Annotated in this window: 13 protein-coding genes; 6 read left to right on the forward strand and 7 right to left on the reverse strand. The window is 68.5% G+C overall.

Features of this window, described 5'->3' with window-relative positions:
• Positions 1 to 131: 131 nt before the first annotated feature.
• Genes OG446_RS32160 through OG446_RS32180 form a run of 5 tightly spaced genes read left to right on the forward strand, consistent with a single transcriptional unit; the run spans position 132 to position 4,974 of the window.
• The gene (locus OG446_RS32160) at positions 132 to 929 is read left to right on the forward strand and encodes an ABC transporter ATP-binding protein (protein WP_328897307.1); all 798 of its coding nucleotides are present in this window, start codon (positions 132 to 134) and stop codon (positions 927 to 929) included.
• On the forward strand, positions 926 to 1,729 hold the full coding sequence (locus tag OG446_RS32165) for an ABC transporter ATP-binding protein (protein ID WP_328897308.1): 804 nt from the start codon (positions 926 to 928) through the stop codon (positions 1,727 to 1,729). The genes OG446_RS32160 and OG446_RS32165 overlap by 4 nt, the downstream gene beginning before the upstream one ends.
• Complete coding sequence (locus tag OG446_RS32170; RefSeq protein WP_328897309.1) at positions 1,726 to 2,616, forward strand: branched-chain amino acid ABC transporter permease; 891 nt, start codon at positions 1,726 to 1,728, stop codon at positions 2,614 to 2,616. The genes OG446_RS32165 and OG446_RS32170 overlap by 4 nt, the downstream gene beginning before the upstream one ends.
• On the forward strand, positions 2,609 to 3,727 hold the full coding sequence (locus tag OG446_RS32175) for a branched-chain amino acid ABC transporter permease (RefSeq protein ID WP_389259560.1): 1,119 nt from the start codon (positions 2,609 to 2,611) through the stop codon (positions 3,725 to 3,727). Before OG446_RS32170 ends, OG446_RS32175 begins: the two co-directional genes overlap by 8 nt.
• Positions 3,724 to 4,974 carry an ABC transporter substrate-binding protein gene (locus OG446_RS32180; RefSeq protein ID WP_328897310.1) on the forward strand — a complete coding sequence of 417 codons (1,251 nt, stop codon included), beginning with the start codon at positions 3,724 to 3,726 and terminating at the stop codon, positions 4,972 to 4,974. The genes OG446_RS32175 and OG446_RS32180 overlap by 4 nt, the downstream gene beginning before the upstream one ends.
• A 65-nt stretch (positions 4,975 to 5,039) precedes the next feature.
• Here OG446_RS32180 and OG446_RS32185 read toward each other — a convergent pair whose 3' ends face one another.
• Positions 5,040 to 7,412 carry a discoidin domain-containing protein gene (locus OG446_RS32185; RefSeq protein WP_328897311.1) on the reverse strand — a complete coding sequence of 791 codons (2,373 nt, stop codon included), beginning with the start codon at positions 7,410 to 7,412 and terminating at the stop codon, positions 5,040 to 5,042.
• A 371-nt stretch (positions 7,413 to 7,783) separates the two neighbouring features.
• Here OG446_RS32185 and OG446_RS32190 point away from each other — a divergent pair, with 371 nt between their 5' ends.
• A complete protein-coding gene (locus tag OG446_RS32190) occupies positions 7,784 to 9,190 on the forward strand; it encodes a glycoside hydrolase family 5 protein (RefSeq protein WP_328897312.1) in 1,407 nt (468 codons plus the stop codon).
• 97 nt (positions 9,191 to 9,287) lie between these two features.
• Here the strand turns inward: OG446_RS32190 and pssA are convergent, their stop codons facing one another.
• The 6 genes from pssA to OG446_RS32220 form a co-directional block, all read right to left on the reverse strand.
• Positions 9,288 to 10,106: a CDP-diacylglycerol--serine O-phosphatidyltransferase gene (pssA, locus tag OG446_RS32195; RefSeq protein ID WP_328898482.1), complete on the reverse strand. Its 819-nt coding sequence runs from the start codon at positions 10,104 to 10,106 to the stop codon at positions 9,288 to 9,290.
• A 22-nt stretch (positions 10,107 to 10,128) separates the two neighbouring features.
• Complete coding sequence (locus OG446_RS32200) at positions 10,129 to 10,776, reverse strand: phosphatidylserine decarboxylase (protein ID WP_328897313.1); 648 nt, start codon at positions 10,774 to 10,776, stop codon at positions 10,129 to 10,131.
• A 181-nt stretch (positions 10,777 to 10,957) separates the two neighbouring features.
• Complete coding sequence (locus tag OG446_RS32205; RefSeq protein ID WP_328897314.1) at positions 10,958 to 12,163, reverse strand: acyl-CoA dehydrogenase family protein; 1,206 nt, start codon at positions 12,161 to 12,163, stop codon at positions 10,958 to 10,960.
• Positions 12,164 to 12,165: 2 nt separating this feature from the next.
• Positions 12,166 to 12,693, reverse strand: a complete 528-nt coding sequence (locus tag OG446_RS32210; RefSeq protein WP_328897315.1) for a MaoC family dehydratase — start codon at positions 12,691 to 12,693, stop codon at positions 12,166 to 12,168.
• A gap of 2 nt (positions 12,694 to 12,695) precedes the next feature.
• Positions 12,696 to 13,676, reverse strand: coding sequence for an HpcH/HpaI aldolase/citrate lyase family protein (locus tag OG446_RS32215; protein WP_328897316.1), 981 nt, complete (start codon positions 13,674 to 13,676; stop codon positions 12,696 to 12,698).
• Entirely contained in the window at positions 13,673 to 15,685 is a 2,013-nt protein-coding gene (locus tag OG446_RS32220) for a protein meaA (RefSeq protein WP_328897317.1), read from the reverse strand. The genes OG446_RS32215 and OG446_RS32220 overlap by 4 nt, the downstream gene beginning before the upstream one ends.
• Position 15,686: the final 1 nt, after the last annotated feature.

Genomic DNA, 15,686 nt, shown 5'->3' on the forward strand with positions numbered 1-15,686 from the left:
TGTGGCCCCACACAGACACAGGCAGGGCAGGGCAGGCCCAGGCGGACACCGCCGGCCACGACCGGACCGGAACCCCTGCGCACCACGAATCGACACGTCGATTCCAAGACAAGGCGGAAGGAGGAGGACGCATGGCAACGCTCGAGATCCGCGCACTGTCCGTGGGCTACGGCCCGGTACGGTCCCTGCGCGACGTCTCCCTCGATGTGCCGGCCGGCGCGATCACCGCCGTACTCGGCGGCAACGGGGCCGGGAAGACCACGCTGCTGCGGGCCATCTCGCGGACCCTCGGCTTCCACCGCGGGACGGGTACGGGCACCGTCCGCTTCGACGGACGCCCCCTCGACGGGCTGAGGCCCGCCCAGGTGGTGGCCGCCGGAGTGGTCCAGGTGCCCGAAGGACGACAGGTGTTCGCCCGCATGACGGTGGCCGACAACCTGCGGGCGGGCGCCCTCGGAGCCCGCGGCGGGCGCAAGGCGTCGGCGGGCGCGCTGACCCGCGTACACGAGCTGTTCCCGGTACTGGCCCAGCGGGCGCACCAGCGCGCCGGGCTGCTGTCGGGCGGCGAACAGCAGATGCTGGCGATGGGGCGGGCCCTGATGGCCCGGCCCCGGCTGCTGCTGCTCGACGAACCCTCGCTCGGGCTCGCCCCGTTGATGGCGCAGCGCATCGCCGAGACGGTGCAGGAGATCAACGCCTCGGGCACCTCCGTCCTGCTCGTCGAGCAGAACGCGGCGATCGCCCTGCGGCTCGCCTCCACGGCCTACGTCCTGGAGGTCGGCGAGGTCACCCTGGAAGGGCCGGCCGACGAACTCGCCGCCTCCGACGAGGTGCGCCGCCGCTACCTGGGCGTCGTCGACGAGACGGCCGCCGAGGACGCGGACCGGGCCGCCGGGTCCGTACGCAGTCTGAGCAGGTGGTCCGCATGACCACCGCCCAGGAAGCAGCCCCGGTCACCACCGCCCCGGCCGCACTCGCCGTCCGTGACGTCACCGTCCGCTTCGCCGGACTCACCGCACTCGACGGCGTCTCCTTCACCGTCGAGCCGGGCAGCGTGCACGCCGTCATCGGCCCCAACGGGGCAGGGAAGTCGACCACCTTCAACGTGCTGTCCGGGGTGTACCGGGCGACATCCGGCACCGTCCACCTCGGCACGACGGAACTCACCGGACTCGCCCCGCACAAGATCGCCCAACTCGGCGTCGCCCGTACCTTCCAGAACCTGGCGCTGCCCCCGCACGCCACCGTCACCGACAGCCTGCTCCTCGGCCGCCACCGGCTCACCCGAGCCGGGTTCGTCGCCAGCGGACTGCGTCTGCCGTCCGCCGCACGCGAGGCCCGCCGCCATCTGGAACGGGTGCGCGAGATCGCCGAGTTCATCGGCCTGGAGAAGGAGTTGGACCGGCCGGCCGGTGCGCTCCCGTACGGACAGCAGAAGCTCGTCGAACTGGGCCGCGCGCTGTGCATGGAGCCGCAGGTCCTCCTCCTGGACGAACCCGTCGCCGGGATGACCGCCGACGAACGGCGGCGCACCGCGGCGGTCGTGGCCGGGGTCCGGAGGAGCCTCGGCATCTCGATCGTCCTCGTCGAACACGACATGGGAGTGGTGATGCGGCTCGCGGACGCCGTGACCGTACTCGACTTCGGACGCAGGATCGCGGACGGCACCCCCGCCGAGGTCCAGAACGATCCGGCCGTCGTCCAGGCCTACTTGGGGGCACAGGAATGACCACCTTCATCGAACTCCTCCTCGGCGGCCTCTCCATCGGCTCGGTCTATGCACTGATCGCGCTCGGCTTCGTCGTCATCTTCAAAGCCACCGAGGTCGTCAACTTCGCCCACGCCTCCCTGCTGCTCGCGGGCGGCTACGTGACCGCGGTCCTCCACGACGACATCGGCTTCTGGCCCGCACTCGCCGTCGGCATCGCGGGAGCGGCCGTCGTCGGAGCGGCGATCGAGTTCCTCGTGATGCGCCGCTACCGGGGCAGCGACCACAGCGTCCTGGCCATCGTCACCATCGGCGTCGACATCCTCCTCACCACCGAACTCACCCGGCGCATGGGCACGGACGTGCTGGCACTCGGCGACCCGTGGGGGAACGGTGTCGTCACCATCGGCGGCGTCACCCTCGCCGAGACGCGGATCGCCGCGTTCCTCGCCGCCGCTCTGCTCATCACGGCGTTCCTCCTGGCCTTCCGCTTCACCTCGTGGGGTGTGTCGATGCGGGCCGCCGCCGAGAACCCGCAGACCGCGGCCCTGATGGGGATCAAGCTCGGCCGGGTCTCGCTCGCCGCGTGGGCGGTGGCCGGAGCACTCGCCGCGGTGGCCGCACTCTTCCTCACCGTCTTCCCCACACCCGGACTGGAGCGGGCCACCTCACTGGCCGCACTCAAGGCCTTCCCCGCGGCGATCCTCGGCGGACTCGACTCGACGACCGGGGCACTCGCAGGAGGCCTCATCGTCGGCGTCACCGAATCGCTCGCCACCGGCTACCAGAGCGACCTCTCCTTCCTGGGCCGCGGCATCGGCGACCTCGCCCCCTATCTGGTGATGGTGATCGTGCTGCTCCTGCGGCCCGCGGGACTCTTCGGTACGAAGGAGCTCGCCCGTGTCTGAGACCACGACCACCGAGACCGCGGGCACCCGCCTCACCACGCCGGGGACGGACCTCGCCGCCCGGCTGCGCCACCCGCGTACCTACCTCTGGGCCATCGGCTCGGTGCTGCTCCTCGCGTTCCCGTTCTACCTGGACCGCTTCTGGCTGCAGGCCGGACTCTTCGCGATGGCCGCGGCCATCGGCGCCATCGGGCTCAACCTCCTCACCGGCGCCACCGGCCAGCTCTCCATGGGACACGCCTTCTTCCTCGCGGTGGGCGCCTACGGCTACTGCGTCCTGGCGGGGGAGAGCAGTACGGAGAACGGGCACGAGCTCTCCGGGCTCGGCCTGCCCAGCTGGCTCGCCGCCGTGCTCGCGGTCCTCCTCGCGGGAGCGGCCGGCGGACTGTTCAGCCCCATCGCGAGCCGGCTGCGCGGCGCCTATCTCGGCATCGCCACGCTGGCCCTGATCTTCATCGGCCAGCATGTGCTGTTCAACGCAGGCTCCCTCACCGGCGGCTTCAACGGCCGTGCCGTCCCACCGCTTTCGCTCTTCGGCTTCGGCTTCGACGACACCGAGGTCCTCGTGGCCGGGGTGCCGTTCCAGTCCTCCGAGAAGCTCTGGTACGCGGCGTTGCTCGCCCTGCTCCTGAGCGGCCTCTTCGCCCGCGGCGTGCTGCGCGGCCGGCCGGGCCGGGCGCTCAACGCCATCCGGGACCACCGCATCGCGGCAGGTGTGATGGGCGTTCCCGTGGCCCGCTACCGGGCGGGCGTCTTCGTCCTGTCCTCGATGTACGCCGGACTGGCGGGCGTCCTGCTCGCGCTGGTCTTCCAGCGGACCGTGCCCGAGTACTTCGGCATGGTCCTGTCCCTCGAATACCTCGCCATGATCGTCATCGGCGGGCTCGGCACCGTGGCGGGAGCGGTCGTCGGGGCCGCCTTCGTCTCGCTGTTGCCGCAACTGCTCACCCACTACAGCGATTCTCTGCCCCTGGTCTCCGCCCCCGGTACGGGCGGTCTGGCTCCGGGCGAGGCATCGCGCTATCTGTACGGCGCCGCGGTGGTCGCGGCTGTCCTGTTCCTGCCCGGCGGCCTGACACGTCTGATGAAGAATTCAGGGGAGAAGAAATGAAACTGCGTGTGCTCGGGGCCGTGTGCGCGGCCCTCACCCTCACCCTCGTGGGCTGCAGCGAGAAGGCCAAGTCCTCCGACGAGGGGACCCAGGACAAGGCCGGCGTGAAGACCGGCCAGGGCGTCACCGACAAGGTGATCTCGCTGGGCGCGCTCACCGACATGACCGGGGTCTACGCCTCGCTCGGCAAGAGCGTCACCCAGGCCCAGCAACTGTGGGTCAAGCAGACCAACGCCGCGGGCGGCATCTGCGAGCGCAAGGTCGAACTGACCGTGCGCGACCACGGATACGACCCGCAGAAGGCCATCGCCGGCTACACGGAACTGGCGCCGAAGGTGCTGGGCTTCGTCCAGTTCATCGGTTCGCCGTTCGTGGCCGCGGTCGAGCAGCGCATCGACGGCCAGGACAAGGGTCTCGTCCTGCCGCAGGCCTGGTCGGCGAACCTGCTGGGCAGCAAGTACATCCGCGTCATCGGCGCCACGTACGACGTCGAGACGATCAACCTGATCGACTACCTGCTCGCCGAGAAGCGCATCGCCAAGGGCGACAAGATCGGTCATGTCTACTTCGAGGGCGACTACGGCGAGAACGCCCTGGCCGGCTCGAAGTACGCGGCGAAGGAGGCGGGCCTGACCGTCGTCGAGCAGAAGATCAAGCCCACCGACAACGACATGACTGCCCAGGTCGCCGCGCTCAAGCAGGCCGGCGTCAAGGCCGTCATCGTCAGTGCGGGCCCGCGTCAGGCGGCCTCCCTGGTCGGTGTCGCCGCCGCCACCGGCTTCAAGGTCCCGGTCGTCGGCAACAACTCGGCGTTCGCCCCGCAGCTGCTGAAGACCCAGGCCGGTCCCGCCCTGGCGGCCGACTACTACGTCGCCGCCTCCACCCTCCCGATCGGCGACCCGGGCACCGGCCCGGCGAAGCTCGCCAAGGAGTACGGCGCCGAGTACCCGAAGGACGGCCTCGACAACGGCGTCATCGCGGGATACAACGCGGCGAGTCTGTTCGGTGAGGCGCTGAAGAAGGCCTGCGCCTCGAAGGACCTCACCCGTGAGGGCATCGACAAGGCCCTGCTCACCATCACCGACTTCGGCAGCGACTTCGGGATGCCGCATGACTTCTCCGACCCGGCGGCTCCCTCCACCCGGGAGAGCGTGATCATGAAGCCGGACGCCAAGACGCCCGGCGGTCTCAAGGTCGTCAGGCCCGCGGAGGCGGCCGCGGCGGCGAAGTCGTACACGCTGAAGTAGACCGGCAGCAGCACAGGGCCCCGAGGCGGCACGCGTGAAGCGTGCCGCCCCGGGGTGTCCGAGCGTCAGCTGGTGTAGGCCTCCAGTTCGGAGAGCTGGGCGGCCGGCCAGCCGGTGTTGCCGGTGAACGTCAGCCGCAGATAGCGGGCGGACGTGCCGGGCAGGGTGACGGTCGCCCGGTTACCGCTCGACGGATCGAAGGTGTAACCCGCCGAGGCCTTGAGCGAGTTGAACGTGTTGTTGTCGGTGCTGCCCGACACGCTCAGGGTCTGCGTACGAGTGGACCAGGCGGCCGCCGGGGGCAGCTTCAGGACCAGCCGCTTGACCGCCTTCGCCGCGCCCAGGTCCACGGTGATGGTCTGCGGGAAGGCGTGGTTGGTGCTCTCCCAGTAGCTGTTGGCGTCGCCGTCCACGGCCCGGGAGGCGCTGTACACGTCGGCGTGGCCGGAGTCGGTGACGGTGCGGCCCTGGGCGAGGTTGCCCGTCTCGGCGGGCGGATCGGTGGGCGGGTCGGTCGGGTCGGTCGGCGGGTCCGTGGGCGGGTCCGTCGGACCGCTGCCGCCGCCCGGCACCCCGCCGTTGGTCCACACCGGGGCCGGCCAGGTCCCGGTGCAGGCCGGCGGATCGGCGTACCAGCCGGAGTTCCCGGTGCCCCGGGTGATCCGGAAGCCGCTGCCGACACAGTTGTGGATCGGGTTGGACTGCGCGATGTGCGTGGCCACGACGTTGTTGAAGGTGGCTGTGCCCGGCGACTGGATCTGCAGCGCGTAGGTGCCGGCGCCGTCGATCCTGATGTTGTCGAAGTGCAGCCCGTTCGTCGCACCCTCGATGAGGTGGATCGCGGCGTAGGAGCTGTCCAGCACCTCGGTGTCGGAGATGTTGACCGTGGCGTTGATCGGTTCGTTGAGCCCGCTGAACCAGATCGCTCCGACGCCGAACTGCCAGTTGTAGTCGTTGTTCCCGGTACGGATCAGGGTGTTGCGCGCCGCCGTGGTCGTACCGGAGACGGCGGTTCCCTGACCGGAGTTGACGCCCGGGTAGCGGTTGGCGATGTGCAGGCCGCCGCCGTTGGTGATGGTGTCCGACATGACGTTGTCGGAGATGGTGATGTCCTTGCCGCCGTACGTGACGATGTTGTTGGCGAGGATCGGCAGGATCACGGTGTTGAACGTGAACTTGTTCTTCACGTTCGGGACGTTCTCCGCCCACATCGCCAGACCGTCGTCACCGGTGTTGCGGACGAAGGTGTTGGTGACCTTGGAGTTCGTGACGCCGTAGTGGAAGTTCACGCCGTCCGCGGTCTGGTCCAGGATGCGGCTGTTCTTGATGGTGAAGTTGTCCATCGGGCCGTCCATCCAGGCGCCGCACTTGGTGTGCTGCATCCAGACGTTGTCGACGGTCGAGTCGGACAGCGCCCCGCCGATGGCGTTGACCTGGTCGTTGTCCTCGCGCTCCCGGATGTCGCCGATGATGGCGAAGTCCTTGAGCGTGACGTTGCGGCTGCCGCCCTGTGCGGCGTACTTGCCGTAGACGCCGACGGCCTTGCTGCGGTTCGACGGATCGCGGCCGGTCAGTACCGAGTACCAGGGACCGGCGCCGCGCAGCGTCACCTGGTCCACGACGATGTGGTCGCGGACCTGGAAGGTGCCCTGCGGGATGTACACCTCCTTGCCCTGCGCCTTGCCCGCGTCGACGGCCGCCTGGATCTTGGCGGTCGAGTCGGCGGACCCGGTCGGGTCGGCACCGAAGTCGGCGACGACGTCGAGGGCGCCCGAGGGCTTGGCGATGGGCGCGGCCACCTGCTCGAAGTCCGCCAGGTCGATGGTGAACGACGGTGAGGCGGCGGTGGAGGAGACCTGCAGCCGGACCTTCGTGCCGGCCGCGAGGGTCGACCCGAACATGGTTCTGGCCTCGTCGTAGAAGTGGTGCGGGTTGGTGTCTCCCGGGTTGTTGTTGAACGGGTAGCCGCCGTAGTACCAGCCGTACTTCGAGGTGACCGGCACGGCCTTGGGCGAGGCGCCGTTCACCGTCACGTCGATCGAGGCGTCCCGGCCCGATCCGGCGGCGTTGTCCGGCAGTGAGTACCGGAAGGACATGGCGTTCGCGGGTGCGGTGAGCGTGAACTCCACGTACTCACCCACCGCGTCCAGCGTCACGGCCTGCCGGCCCGACGCCTCGGAGGGCAGCGTGCCGTACAGGCGGTTCGGGCCGATCAGGGTGCCGTTGGTGGCTGCGTACTCGGCTTCCTGCTCCTTGAACGGAACGGTCGCACCGCGACCGGGAACCGCCAGCGGGGAAGGGGCCGGGACTCCCGCCGCGGCGGCTGTCGGGGCGCTGGACAGCACCACGGCGGCGGCGGTGCCGAACGCGGCGATGGCCAGCGCGAGGGAGGCGGATATGGATCGTCTGAGCAACTGGCGTCGGGGTGGTGGGGTCACGTCTCGGTCGTCCTTGCGGCTCGTGGGGGCTCTTCGGACGCCCCACAGGCTAGGAGCAGTGACGCAAGGAAGTCCACGCTGCTGCGCAAGATTCCGTCTTTGGTGCTCAAATTTGCGACGGATCACTGTGAGAATCAGGTGTTCTGGGCGGGTTGGTCGGTCCGGCCGGGCCTGTGGCCCGAGGTCGTGGTGCTCGGTGCCCGGAAGCGGCCGGGGTGGAGAAGGTGTGCCCTGGCGGGAAAAGTCGGGATCTCCCGCCGGTGGCTTGCCGCGGATGTCGCCGCGACCCATTGACAGCGCGGCGGCGTGCTGGCTTCATGCTTGGGAGCGCTCCCACACCTTCGTGTTCTTCGGTCGAAAGGCGAAAACGAATGAAGTCGTTCAGGCGCGGGCGAAAGGGAACCCTGGTGGCCGCGGGGCTGGCCGCCGTCACGTTGTTCGCTTTATCGGGTACGGCTGACGCGCAGCCGGTACGGGCTGCCGGCGGGGCGGCCGCACAGGCGGGGGAGGGGGCCCAAGCGGAACCCCGGGCGGAATCCCGTACACAGGCCGCGACCGGCACGGACTGGCTGCACACCGACGGCAATCGGATCGTCGATGAGAACGGTCACCAGGTATGGCTGACCGGCGTCAACTGGTTCGGGTTCAATGCCACCGAGCGGGTCTTCCACGGCCTCTGGTCGGCCAATCTGGACACGCTCACTCGGCAGATGGCGCAACGCGGAATCAATATCGTCCGGGTGCCGATCTCCACCCAGTTGCTCCTCGAATGGAAGAACGGGCAGGCGACCGTACCGAGTGCGGTCAATTCCTGGGCGAATCCTGAACTGAAGGACAAGACGAGCCTTCAGGTATTCGACGCCTTTCTCGATGTGGCGGACAAGTACGGCATCAAGGTCATGCTCGATGTGCACAGTGCCGAGGCGGATAATTCCGGGCACATCCACCCCGTCTGGTGGAAGGGTTCGATCACCACCGAGCAGTTCTACACGGCATGGGAATGGGTGACCGACCGCTACAAGTCCGACGACACGCTGGTGGCGATGGACATCAAGAACGAGCCGCACGGCAAGCAGGGCGACAGCCCCCGGGCGAAATGGGACGGCTCCACCGACCAGGACAATTTCAAGTACGCGTGCGAGACCGCCGGAAAGCGGATTCTCGCCGTCAACCCGCACGTACTGATCCTGTGCGAGGGAATCGAGGTCTACCCGCGGGACGGAACAAACTGGTCCTCCACCGATGCGTCGGACTACGACCACACCTGGTGGGGCGGCAACCTGCGCGGCGCGGCGGAGCACCCCGTGGACCTGGGAGCCCAGCAGGACCAGCTCGTCTACTCCCCGCACGACTACGGACCGCTGGTCTTCGCCCAGCCCTGGTTCCAGGGCGAGTGGAGCCGTACGACGCTGGAGCGGGACGTCTGGGACCCGAACTGGCTCTACCTCCACAAGAGCGGCACGGCGCCCCTGCTGATCGGCGAGTGGGGCGGTTTCCTGGACGGCGGTCCCAACGAGAAGTGGATGAACGCCCTGCGTGACGTCATCGTCGAGAACCGGATCAGCCAGACCTTCTGGTGCCTCAACCCGAATTCCGGCGACACCGGCGGCCTGCTCGGCTACGACTGGGCGACCTGGGACGAGGCGAAGTACGCCCTGCTGAAGCCGGCCCTGTGGCAGGAGGACGGCGCCTTCGTGAGCCTCGACCACCAGACCCCGCTCGGCGGCGAGGGCAGCACCACCGGCATCAGCCTCACGGACCTGTACGGCTCCGGCTGAGGCGCCGGGCCCGTCGAGGCCGGGGCGGGCGACGGCACGCACGAGGGCCCGGATGCTGGGGAGCATCCGGGCCCTCGTCCTTGCTGTGCTGTGCGGGCTACGGCAGCTGGGCCGCGCGTGCCTCGCGCCGGTTGTCGCGGAAGGTGTTCACCCGGCGGGCGGTCGCGAAGAGCGGGATGACCGCACCGAGGACCACCTGGAGCGCGCAGCCGGTCTGCAGAAGCAGCTGACCGCCGGGGGCGTCGAACGCCCACGCGGCCAGGAGCCCCATCGCGGCCACGATCCAGCCGAGCATCGCCACCGCGAGCACGCCCCGCGGCTTCGGGTACTCGACCCGGCTGACCATCAGCCACGCCACTCCGACGATCGCCAGCAGCGTCGGCACGAAGGGCAGCTCCAGGAGCACGATCGAGATGACCGTGAGCGCTCCGAAGGGGCTCGGCATGCCCTGGAACATGCCGTCCTTCAGGGTCACGCAGGAGAATCTCGCAAGCCTGAGCACCACCGCCAGCAGCACCACGATCGCCGCGAGCGCCGAGACCCGCTGGTGTGCGTCGTCCGCGACCATGCCGTACACGAGGACGAAGTACGCCGGGGCGAGCCCGAAGCTGACCAGGTCCGAGAGGTTGTCCAGCTCGGCACCCATCGGCGAGGACCGCAGCTTGCGCGCCACGAGCCCGTCGAACAGATCGAAGATCGCCGCCATGAGCATGAGGATCACGGCGGTGGCCGCGGAGTGCCGCGCCATGCCGCTCTCGTCGCTGCCCGTGAGGTGCGGGATGAGGATCCCCGTGGTGGTGAAGTACACCGCCATGAATCCACACGTGGCGTTACCGAGAGTGAGGGTGTCCGCTATCGACAGCCGCATCGAGAGCGGCATGTCCTCGGCGTCGTCCTCGGCCTCGGCCTCCGGCACCCAGCCGGCCTGTGTGTCCGGATCAATCACGGTCAATGCGAGTCACCCCCGCGGTGGTGGCCTGGCCGACCTCGACCGCGACATCGATACCTTCCGGAAGGTAGATGTCGACCCGCGAGCCGAACCGGATCAGGCCGATGCGCTCGCCCTGCTCCACCTTCGTGCCCTGCGGGACGTACGGGACGATGCGGCGGGCGACCGCACCCGCGATCTGCACCATCTCGATGTCACCGAGCTCGGTGTCGAAGTGCCAGACAACGCGCTCGTTGTTCTCGCTCTCCTTGTTGAACGCCGGGACGAACCCACCGGGGATGTGCTCGACCGATGTCACCGTGCCGGCCAGTGGCGCGCGGTTGACGTGCACGTTCAGCGGGCTCATGAAGATCGCGACGCGGGTGCGTCCGTCCTTCCACGGCATGATGCTCTGCACCACGCCGTCGGCCGGTGAGATGACGCGCCCCTGGGTGATCTCGCGCTCGGGGTCGCGGAAGAACCACAGCATGCCCGCCGCGAGCGCGGTGGTGGGCACGGCCAAGGCCGCCCAGCGCCCGGACCTGCGGGCCCGGGTCAGGCTGAGTGCGGCGGTGGCGACGGTCGGCAGGAGCCACGGCGAAGCTCCGCGTGCAAGGCGGACCCCGCCGCGTGGTGCAGAGGTATGGCTGTCGGGCATGGATGACCTTCGTAGCGGATGATGCCGCGCTGGCAACGGGGGACGGCGGCTTTTCCGGCGATGTTATCGGTTGCTGACCGCAACTGGGCAAGCCAGCAGCCGAGTCGGACGTCTGGAAGGCACCGGATGAGGATGACAGGGTGTGATCTTCTTCGCGGCTAAATCGCCTCGAATGGGACAATCAACCCTGGAAACGGTACTCCTCGAGGAGTCGGCGCCCGATGATCATTTTCTGGATCTCGGCGGTACCTTCACCGATCAGCAGCATCGGGGCCTCACGGTAGAGGCGCTCGATCTCGTACTCCTTGGAGAAGCCGTAACCGCCGTGGATACGGAAGGCGTCCTCGACGACTTCCTTGCAGTACTCGGAGGCGAGGTACTTCGCCATCCCTGCCTCCAGGTCGTTCCGCTCCCCGGAGTCCTTTTTGCGCGCTGCATTTACCATCATCGCATGCGCGGCCTCGACCTTGGTGGCCATTTCGGCCAGCTTGAACTGGATCGCCTGGTGCTGGGCGATCGGCTTTCCGAAGGTGTGGCGCTGCTGCGCGTAGGAAACGCCCAGTTCGAATGCACGCTGTGCGACGCCACAGCCACGCGCAGCCACATTGACGCGGCCCACCTCCACGCCGTCCATCATTTGGTAAAACCCTCGGCCGGTGGTGCCGCCCAGCACACGATTGGCCGGAATGCGTAGTCCGTCCATGATGAGTTCGGTGGTGTCGACGCCCTTGTAACCCATCTTGTCGATCTTCCCCGGGATGGTGAGACCGGGCCGGACCTCGCCGAATCCGGGCTCCTTCTCCACCAGGAAGGTCGTCATCGACTTGTGCGGCGGCGTGCCCTCGGGGTGGCCTTCGTCACTCCGGCACAGCACGGCGACGAGCGAGGACGTGCCGCCGTTCGTCAGCCACATCTTCTGACCGTTGAGGACGTACTCCTCGCCGTCCTTGACGCCCTTGGAGCTGATCGCCGAGACGTCCGAGCCGAGCGCCGGCTCGGACATCGAGAAGGCGCCGCGGACCTCGCCCAGCGCCATCCGGGGCAGGAAGGTGTCCTTCTGCTCCTGCGTGCCGTGCTGCTTGAGCATGTACGCCACGATGAAGTGCGTGTTGATGATTCCGGACACGCTCATCCAGCCGCGGGCGATTTCCTCCACACACAGCGCGTATGTGAGAAGCGACTCACCCAGACCGCCGTACTCCTCGGGAATCATCAGTCCGAACAGACCGAGTTCCTTGAGGCCCTCGACGATCTCGGTAGGGTACTCGTCGCGGTGCTCCAGCTGGGTCGCGACCGGAAGGATCTCCTTGTCGACGAAAGCCCGGACCGTGGAAAGGATTTCCTGCTGGACTTCGTTGAGACCGGCCGTCTGGGCGAGTCGCGTCATGGCTACTTCTCCACGTTCTTCGGCGAAGGCTGCTTCAGCTCCGGGCGGCCGGGCTGTTCGCCGCCCCGCTCCTTGATGTACGTCTCGGTGGGGACCATGACCTTGCGGCGGAAGACGCAGACGAGCGTGCCGTCCTGCTTGTAGCCCTTGGTCTCCACATAAACGATTCCGCGGTCGGTCTTGGACCGTGACGGGGTCTTGTCCAGAACGGTGGTCTCGCCGTAGATCGTGTCGCCGTGGAAGGTCGGCGCCACGTGCTTCAGCGACTCGACCTCCAGGTTGGCGATCGCCTTTCCGGAGACGTCCGGGACCGACATGCCCAGCAACAGCGAGTAGATGTAGTTGCCGACGACTACGTTCTTGCCGAAGTCGGTCGTCTTCTCTGCGTAGTTGCTGTCCATGTGCAACGGATGGTGATTCATGGTCAGCAGGCAGAACAGGTGGTCGTCGTATTCGGTGACGGTCTTTCCGGGCCAGTGCTTGTAGACGGCACCGACCTCGAACTCCTCGTACGTGCGTCCGAACTGCATGATCAGGCCTCCGGAGCTTCGAACTTGGAGGTGCGCTGCATGCCGGCCGCGCGGCCCTTGCCCGCGATGACCAGGGCCATCTTGCGGCTGGCCTCGTCGATCATCTCGTCGCCGAGCATCGCGGAGCCCTTCTTGCCGCCCTCCTCGGAGGTGCACCAGTCGTAGGCGTCGAGGATCAGCTCGGCGTGGTCGTAGTCCTCCTGCGAGGGGGAGAACACCTCGTTGGCCGCGTCGACCTGACCGGGGTGCAGCACCCACTTGCCGTCGAACCCGAGAGCCGCGGCACGGCCGGCGACCTCGCGGTAGGCGTCCACGTCGCGGATCTGGAGGAACGGGCCGTCGATCGCCTGGAGGTCGTGCGTACGGGCCGCCATCAGGATGCGCATCAGGATGTAGTGGTAGGCGTCCGCGCCGTAGCCGGGCGGCTGCTGACCGACGACCAGGGTCTTCATGTTGATCGACGCCATGAAGTCGGCCGGGCCGAAGATCAGGGTCTCCAGGCGGGGCGAGGCGGCCGCGATGTCGTCGATGTTCACGAGGCCCTTGGCGTTCTCGATCTGCGCCTCGATGCCGATCTTCCCGACCTCGAAGCCCATCGTCTTCTCGATCTGGGTGAGCAGCAGATCCAGTGCGACGACCTGCTGGGCGTCCTGGACCTTCGGCAGCATGATGCAGTCGAGGTTCGGGCCGGCGCCCTCGACGACCGTGATGACGTCGCGGTACGTCCAGTGCGTCGTCCAGTCGTTGACCCGCACGACCCGGGTCTTGCCCGTCCAGTCGCCGTTGTTCAGCGCGTCGACGATGTGGTGGCGGGCGCCCTCCTTGGCGAGCGGCGCGCAGGCGTCCTCCAGGTCGAGGAAGACCTGGTCGGCCGGGAGGCCCTGGGCCTTCTCCAGGAACCGCGGGTTCGAGCCGGGCACGGCCAGGCAGGAGCGGCGCGGGCGCAGCCGGTTCACGGGAGACGAGGGGCTGGGCGTGGTCATGCGGGGACCTCCAGAGGGTCGAGCTTGTTCGCTTTCCGGATCTCGTCGACGATACGGCCGATGATCTCCGTGATGCCGAAGTCCTTCGGGGTGAATACGGCGGCGACACCGGCCTTGATCAGGGCCTCGGCGTCGGCGGGGGGAATGATCCCGCCCGCGATCACCGGGATGTCGCCCGCTCCGGTGCGGCGCAGCCGGTTCAGTACGTCCGGCACCAGCTCGGCGTGCGAGCCGGACAGGATCGACAGACCGACGCAGTGCACGTCCTCGGCGACGGCGGCCGAGACGATCTGTTCGGGCGTGAGGCGGATGCCCTGGTAGACGACCTCGAAACCGGCGTCACGGGCGCGCACCGCGATCTGCTCGGCGCCGTTGGAGTGCCCGTCCAGTCCGGGCTTGCCGACGAGCAGCCGCAGCCGGCCCGCTCCCAGGTCCTCGGCGGTCCGGGCGACCTTCTCGCGTACGAGAGCCAGCGGGGTGCCCGCCTCGGCCGTCACCGCGACCGGGGCGGACGACACACCCGTGGGTGCGCGGAACTCGCCGAAGACGTCGCGCAGGGCCCAGGACCACTCGCCGGTGGTGACGCCCGCACGGGCGCACTCGACGGTCGCCTCCATCATGTTCTCGGTGCCCGCCGCGGCCTTCTTCAGCGCGGCCAGCGCCTCGGTGGCGCGCGGCTCGTCGCGGTTGTCGCGCCACTCGTGGAGCGCGGCGACGACCCTGGCCTCGTTCGCGGGGTCCACCGTCATGATCGCGGCGTCGAGGTCGGCGGTGAGCGGGTTCGGCTCGGTCGTCCCGTAGATGTTGACGCCGACGATCTTCTCCTCGCCGCCCTCGATCCGGGCGCGCCGGGCGGCGTGCGAGGAGACCAGCTCGGACTTCAGGTAGCCGGACTCGACGGCCGCCATGGCGCCGCCCATCTGCTCGATCCGGTCCATCTCGGCGAGCGAGTCGGTGACCAGCTCGTCCACCTTGGCCTCGATGACGTGCGAACCGGCGAAGATGTCCTCGTACTCCAGCAGATCGCTCTCGTGGGCGAGTACCTGCTGGATGCGCAGTGACCACTGCTGGTCCCAGGGCCGGGGAAGCCCCAGCGCCTCGTTCCAGGCGGGCAGCTGCACGGCGCGGGCGCGGGCGTCCTTGGAGAGGGTGACGGCCAGCATCTCCAGCACGATGCGCTGGACGTTGTTCTCCGGCTGCGCCTCGGTCAGGCCGAGCGAGTTGACCTGGACGCCGTAGCGGAAGCGGCGCTGCTTGGCGTTCGTGACGCCGTAGCGCTCGCGGGTGACCCGGTCCCAGATGCGGCCGAAGGCGCGCATCTTGCACATCTCCTCGATGAAGCGGACGCCCGCGTTCACGAAGAAGGAGATCCGGGCGACCACGTCGCCGAACTTCTCCTCGGGCACCTGTCCGGAGTCGCGGACCGCGTCGAGCACGGCGATCGCCGTCGACATGGCGTAGGCGATCTCCTGGACGGGGGTGGCCCCGGCCTCCTGCAGGTGGTAGCTGCAGATGTTGATCGGGTTCCACTTCGGGATGCGGTTGACCGTGTACGTGATCATGTCGGTGGTCAGCCGCAGCGAGGGCCCGGGCGGGAAGACGTGCGTCCCGCGCGAGAGGTACTCCTTGACGATGTCGTTCTGTGTGGTGCCCTGGAGCTTGTCCGCATCGGCGCCCTGCTCCTCGGCCACGACCTGGTAGAGCGCCAGCAGCCACATCGCGGTGGCGTTGATCGTCATGGAGGTGTTCATCTGTTCCAGCGGGATGTCCTGGAACAGCCGGCGCATGTCACCGATGTGGGAGACGGGCACGCCGACCCGGCCCACCTCGCCGCGGGCGAGGATGTGGTCGGGGTCGTAGCCCGTCTGGGTCGGCAGGTCGAAGGCGACCGACAGACCGGTCTGGCCCTTGGCGAGGTTGCGCCGGTAGAGCTCGTTGGACGCCTCGGCGGTCGAGTGACCGGCGTACGTCCGCATGAGCCACGGGCGGTCCTTCTGACGGCCGCTCATG

Source organism: Streptomyces sp. NBC_00236 (assembly GCF_036195045.1).
Classification (GTDB): Bacteria; Actinomycetota; Actinomycetes; order Streptomycetales; family Streptomycetaceae; genus Streptomyces.

What these genes read in the sequence shown, in the direction of transcription:
- OG446_RS32160 (WP_328897307.1), top strand. Translation starts at nt 132, where the DNA reads ATGGCAACGCTCGAGATCCGCGCACTGTCCGTGGGCTACGGCCCGGTA.
- OG446_RS32165 (WP_328897308.1), top strand. Translation starts at nt 926, where the DNA reads ATGACCACCGCCCAGGAAGCAGCCCCGGTCACCACCGCCCCGGCCGCA.
- OG446_RS32170 (WP_328897309.1), top strand. Translation starts at nt 1,726, where the DNA reads ATGACCACCTTCATCGAACTCCTCCTCGGCGGCCTCTCCATCGGCTCG.
- OG446_RS32180 (WP_328897310.1), top strand. Translation starts at nt 3,724, where the DNA reads ATGAAACTGCGTGTGCTCGGGGCCGTGTGCGCGGCCCTCACCCTCACC.
- OG446_RS32190 (WP_328897312.1), top strand. Translation starts at nt 7,784, where the DNA reads ATGAAGTCGTTCAGGCGCGGGCGAAAGGGAACCCTGGTGGCCGCGGGG.
- OG446_RS32200 (WP_328897313.1), bottom strand. Translation starts at nt 10,776, where the DNA reads ATGCCCGACAGCCATACCTCTGCACCACGCGGCGGGGTCCGCCTTGCA.
- OG446_RS32205 (WP_328897314.1), bottom strand. Translation starts at nt 12,163, where the DNA reads ATGACGCGACTCGCCCAGACGGCCGGTCTCAACGAAGTCCAGCAGGAA.
- OG446_RS32210 (WP_328897315.1), bottom strand. Translation starts at nt 12,693, where the DNA reads ATGCAGTTCGGACGCACGTACGAGGAGTTCGAGGTCGGTGCCGTCTAC.
- OG446_RS32215 (WP_328897316.1), bottom strand. Translation starts at nt 13,676, where the DNA reads ATGACCACGCCCAGCCCCTCGTCTCCCGTGAACCGGCTGCGCCCGCGC.
- OG446_RS32220 (WP_328897317.1), bottom strand. Translation starts at nt 15,685, where the DNA reads ATGAGCGGCCGTCAGAAGGACCGCCCGTGGCTCATGCGGACGTACGCC.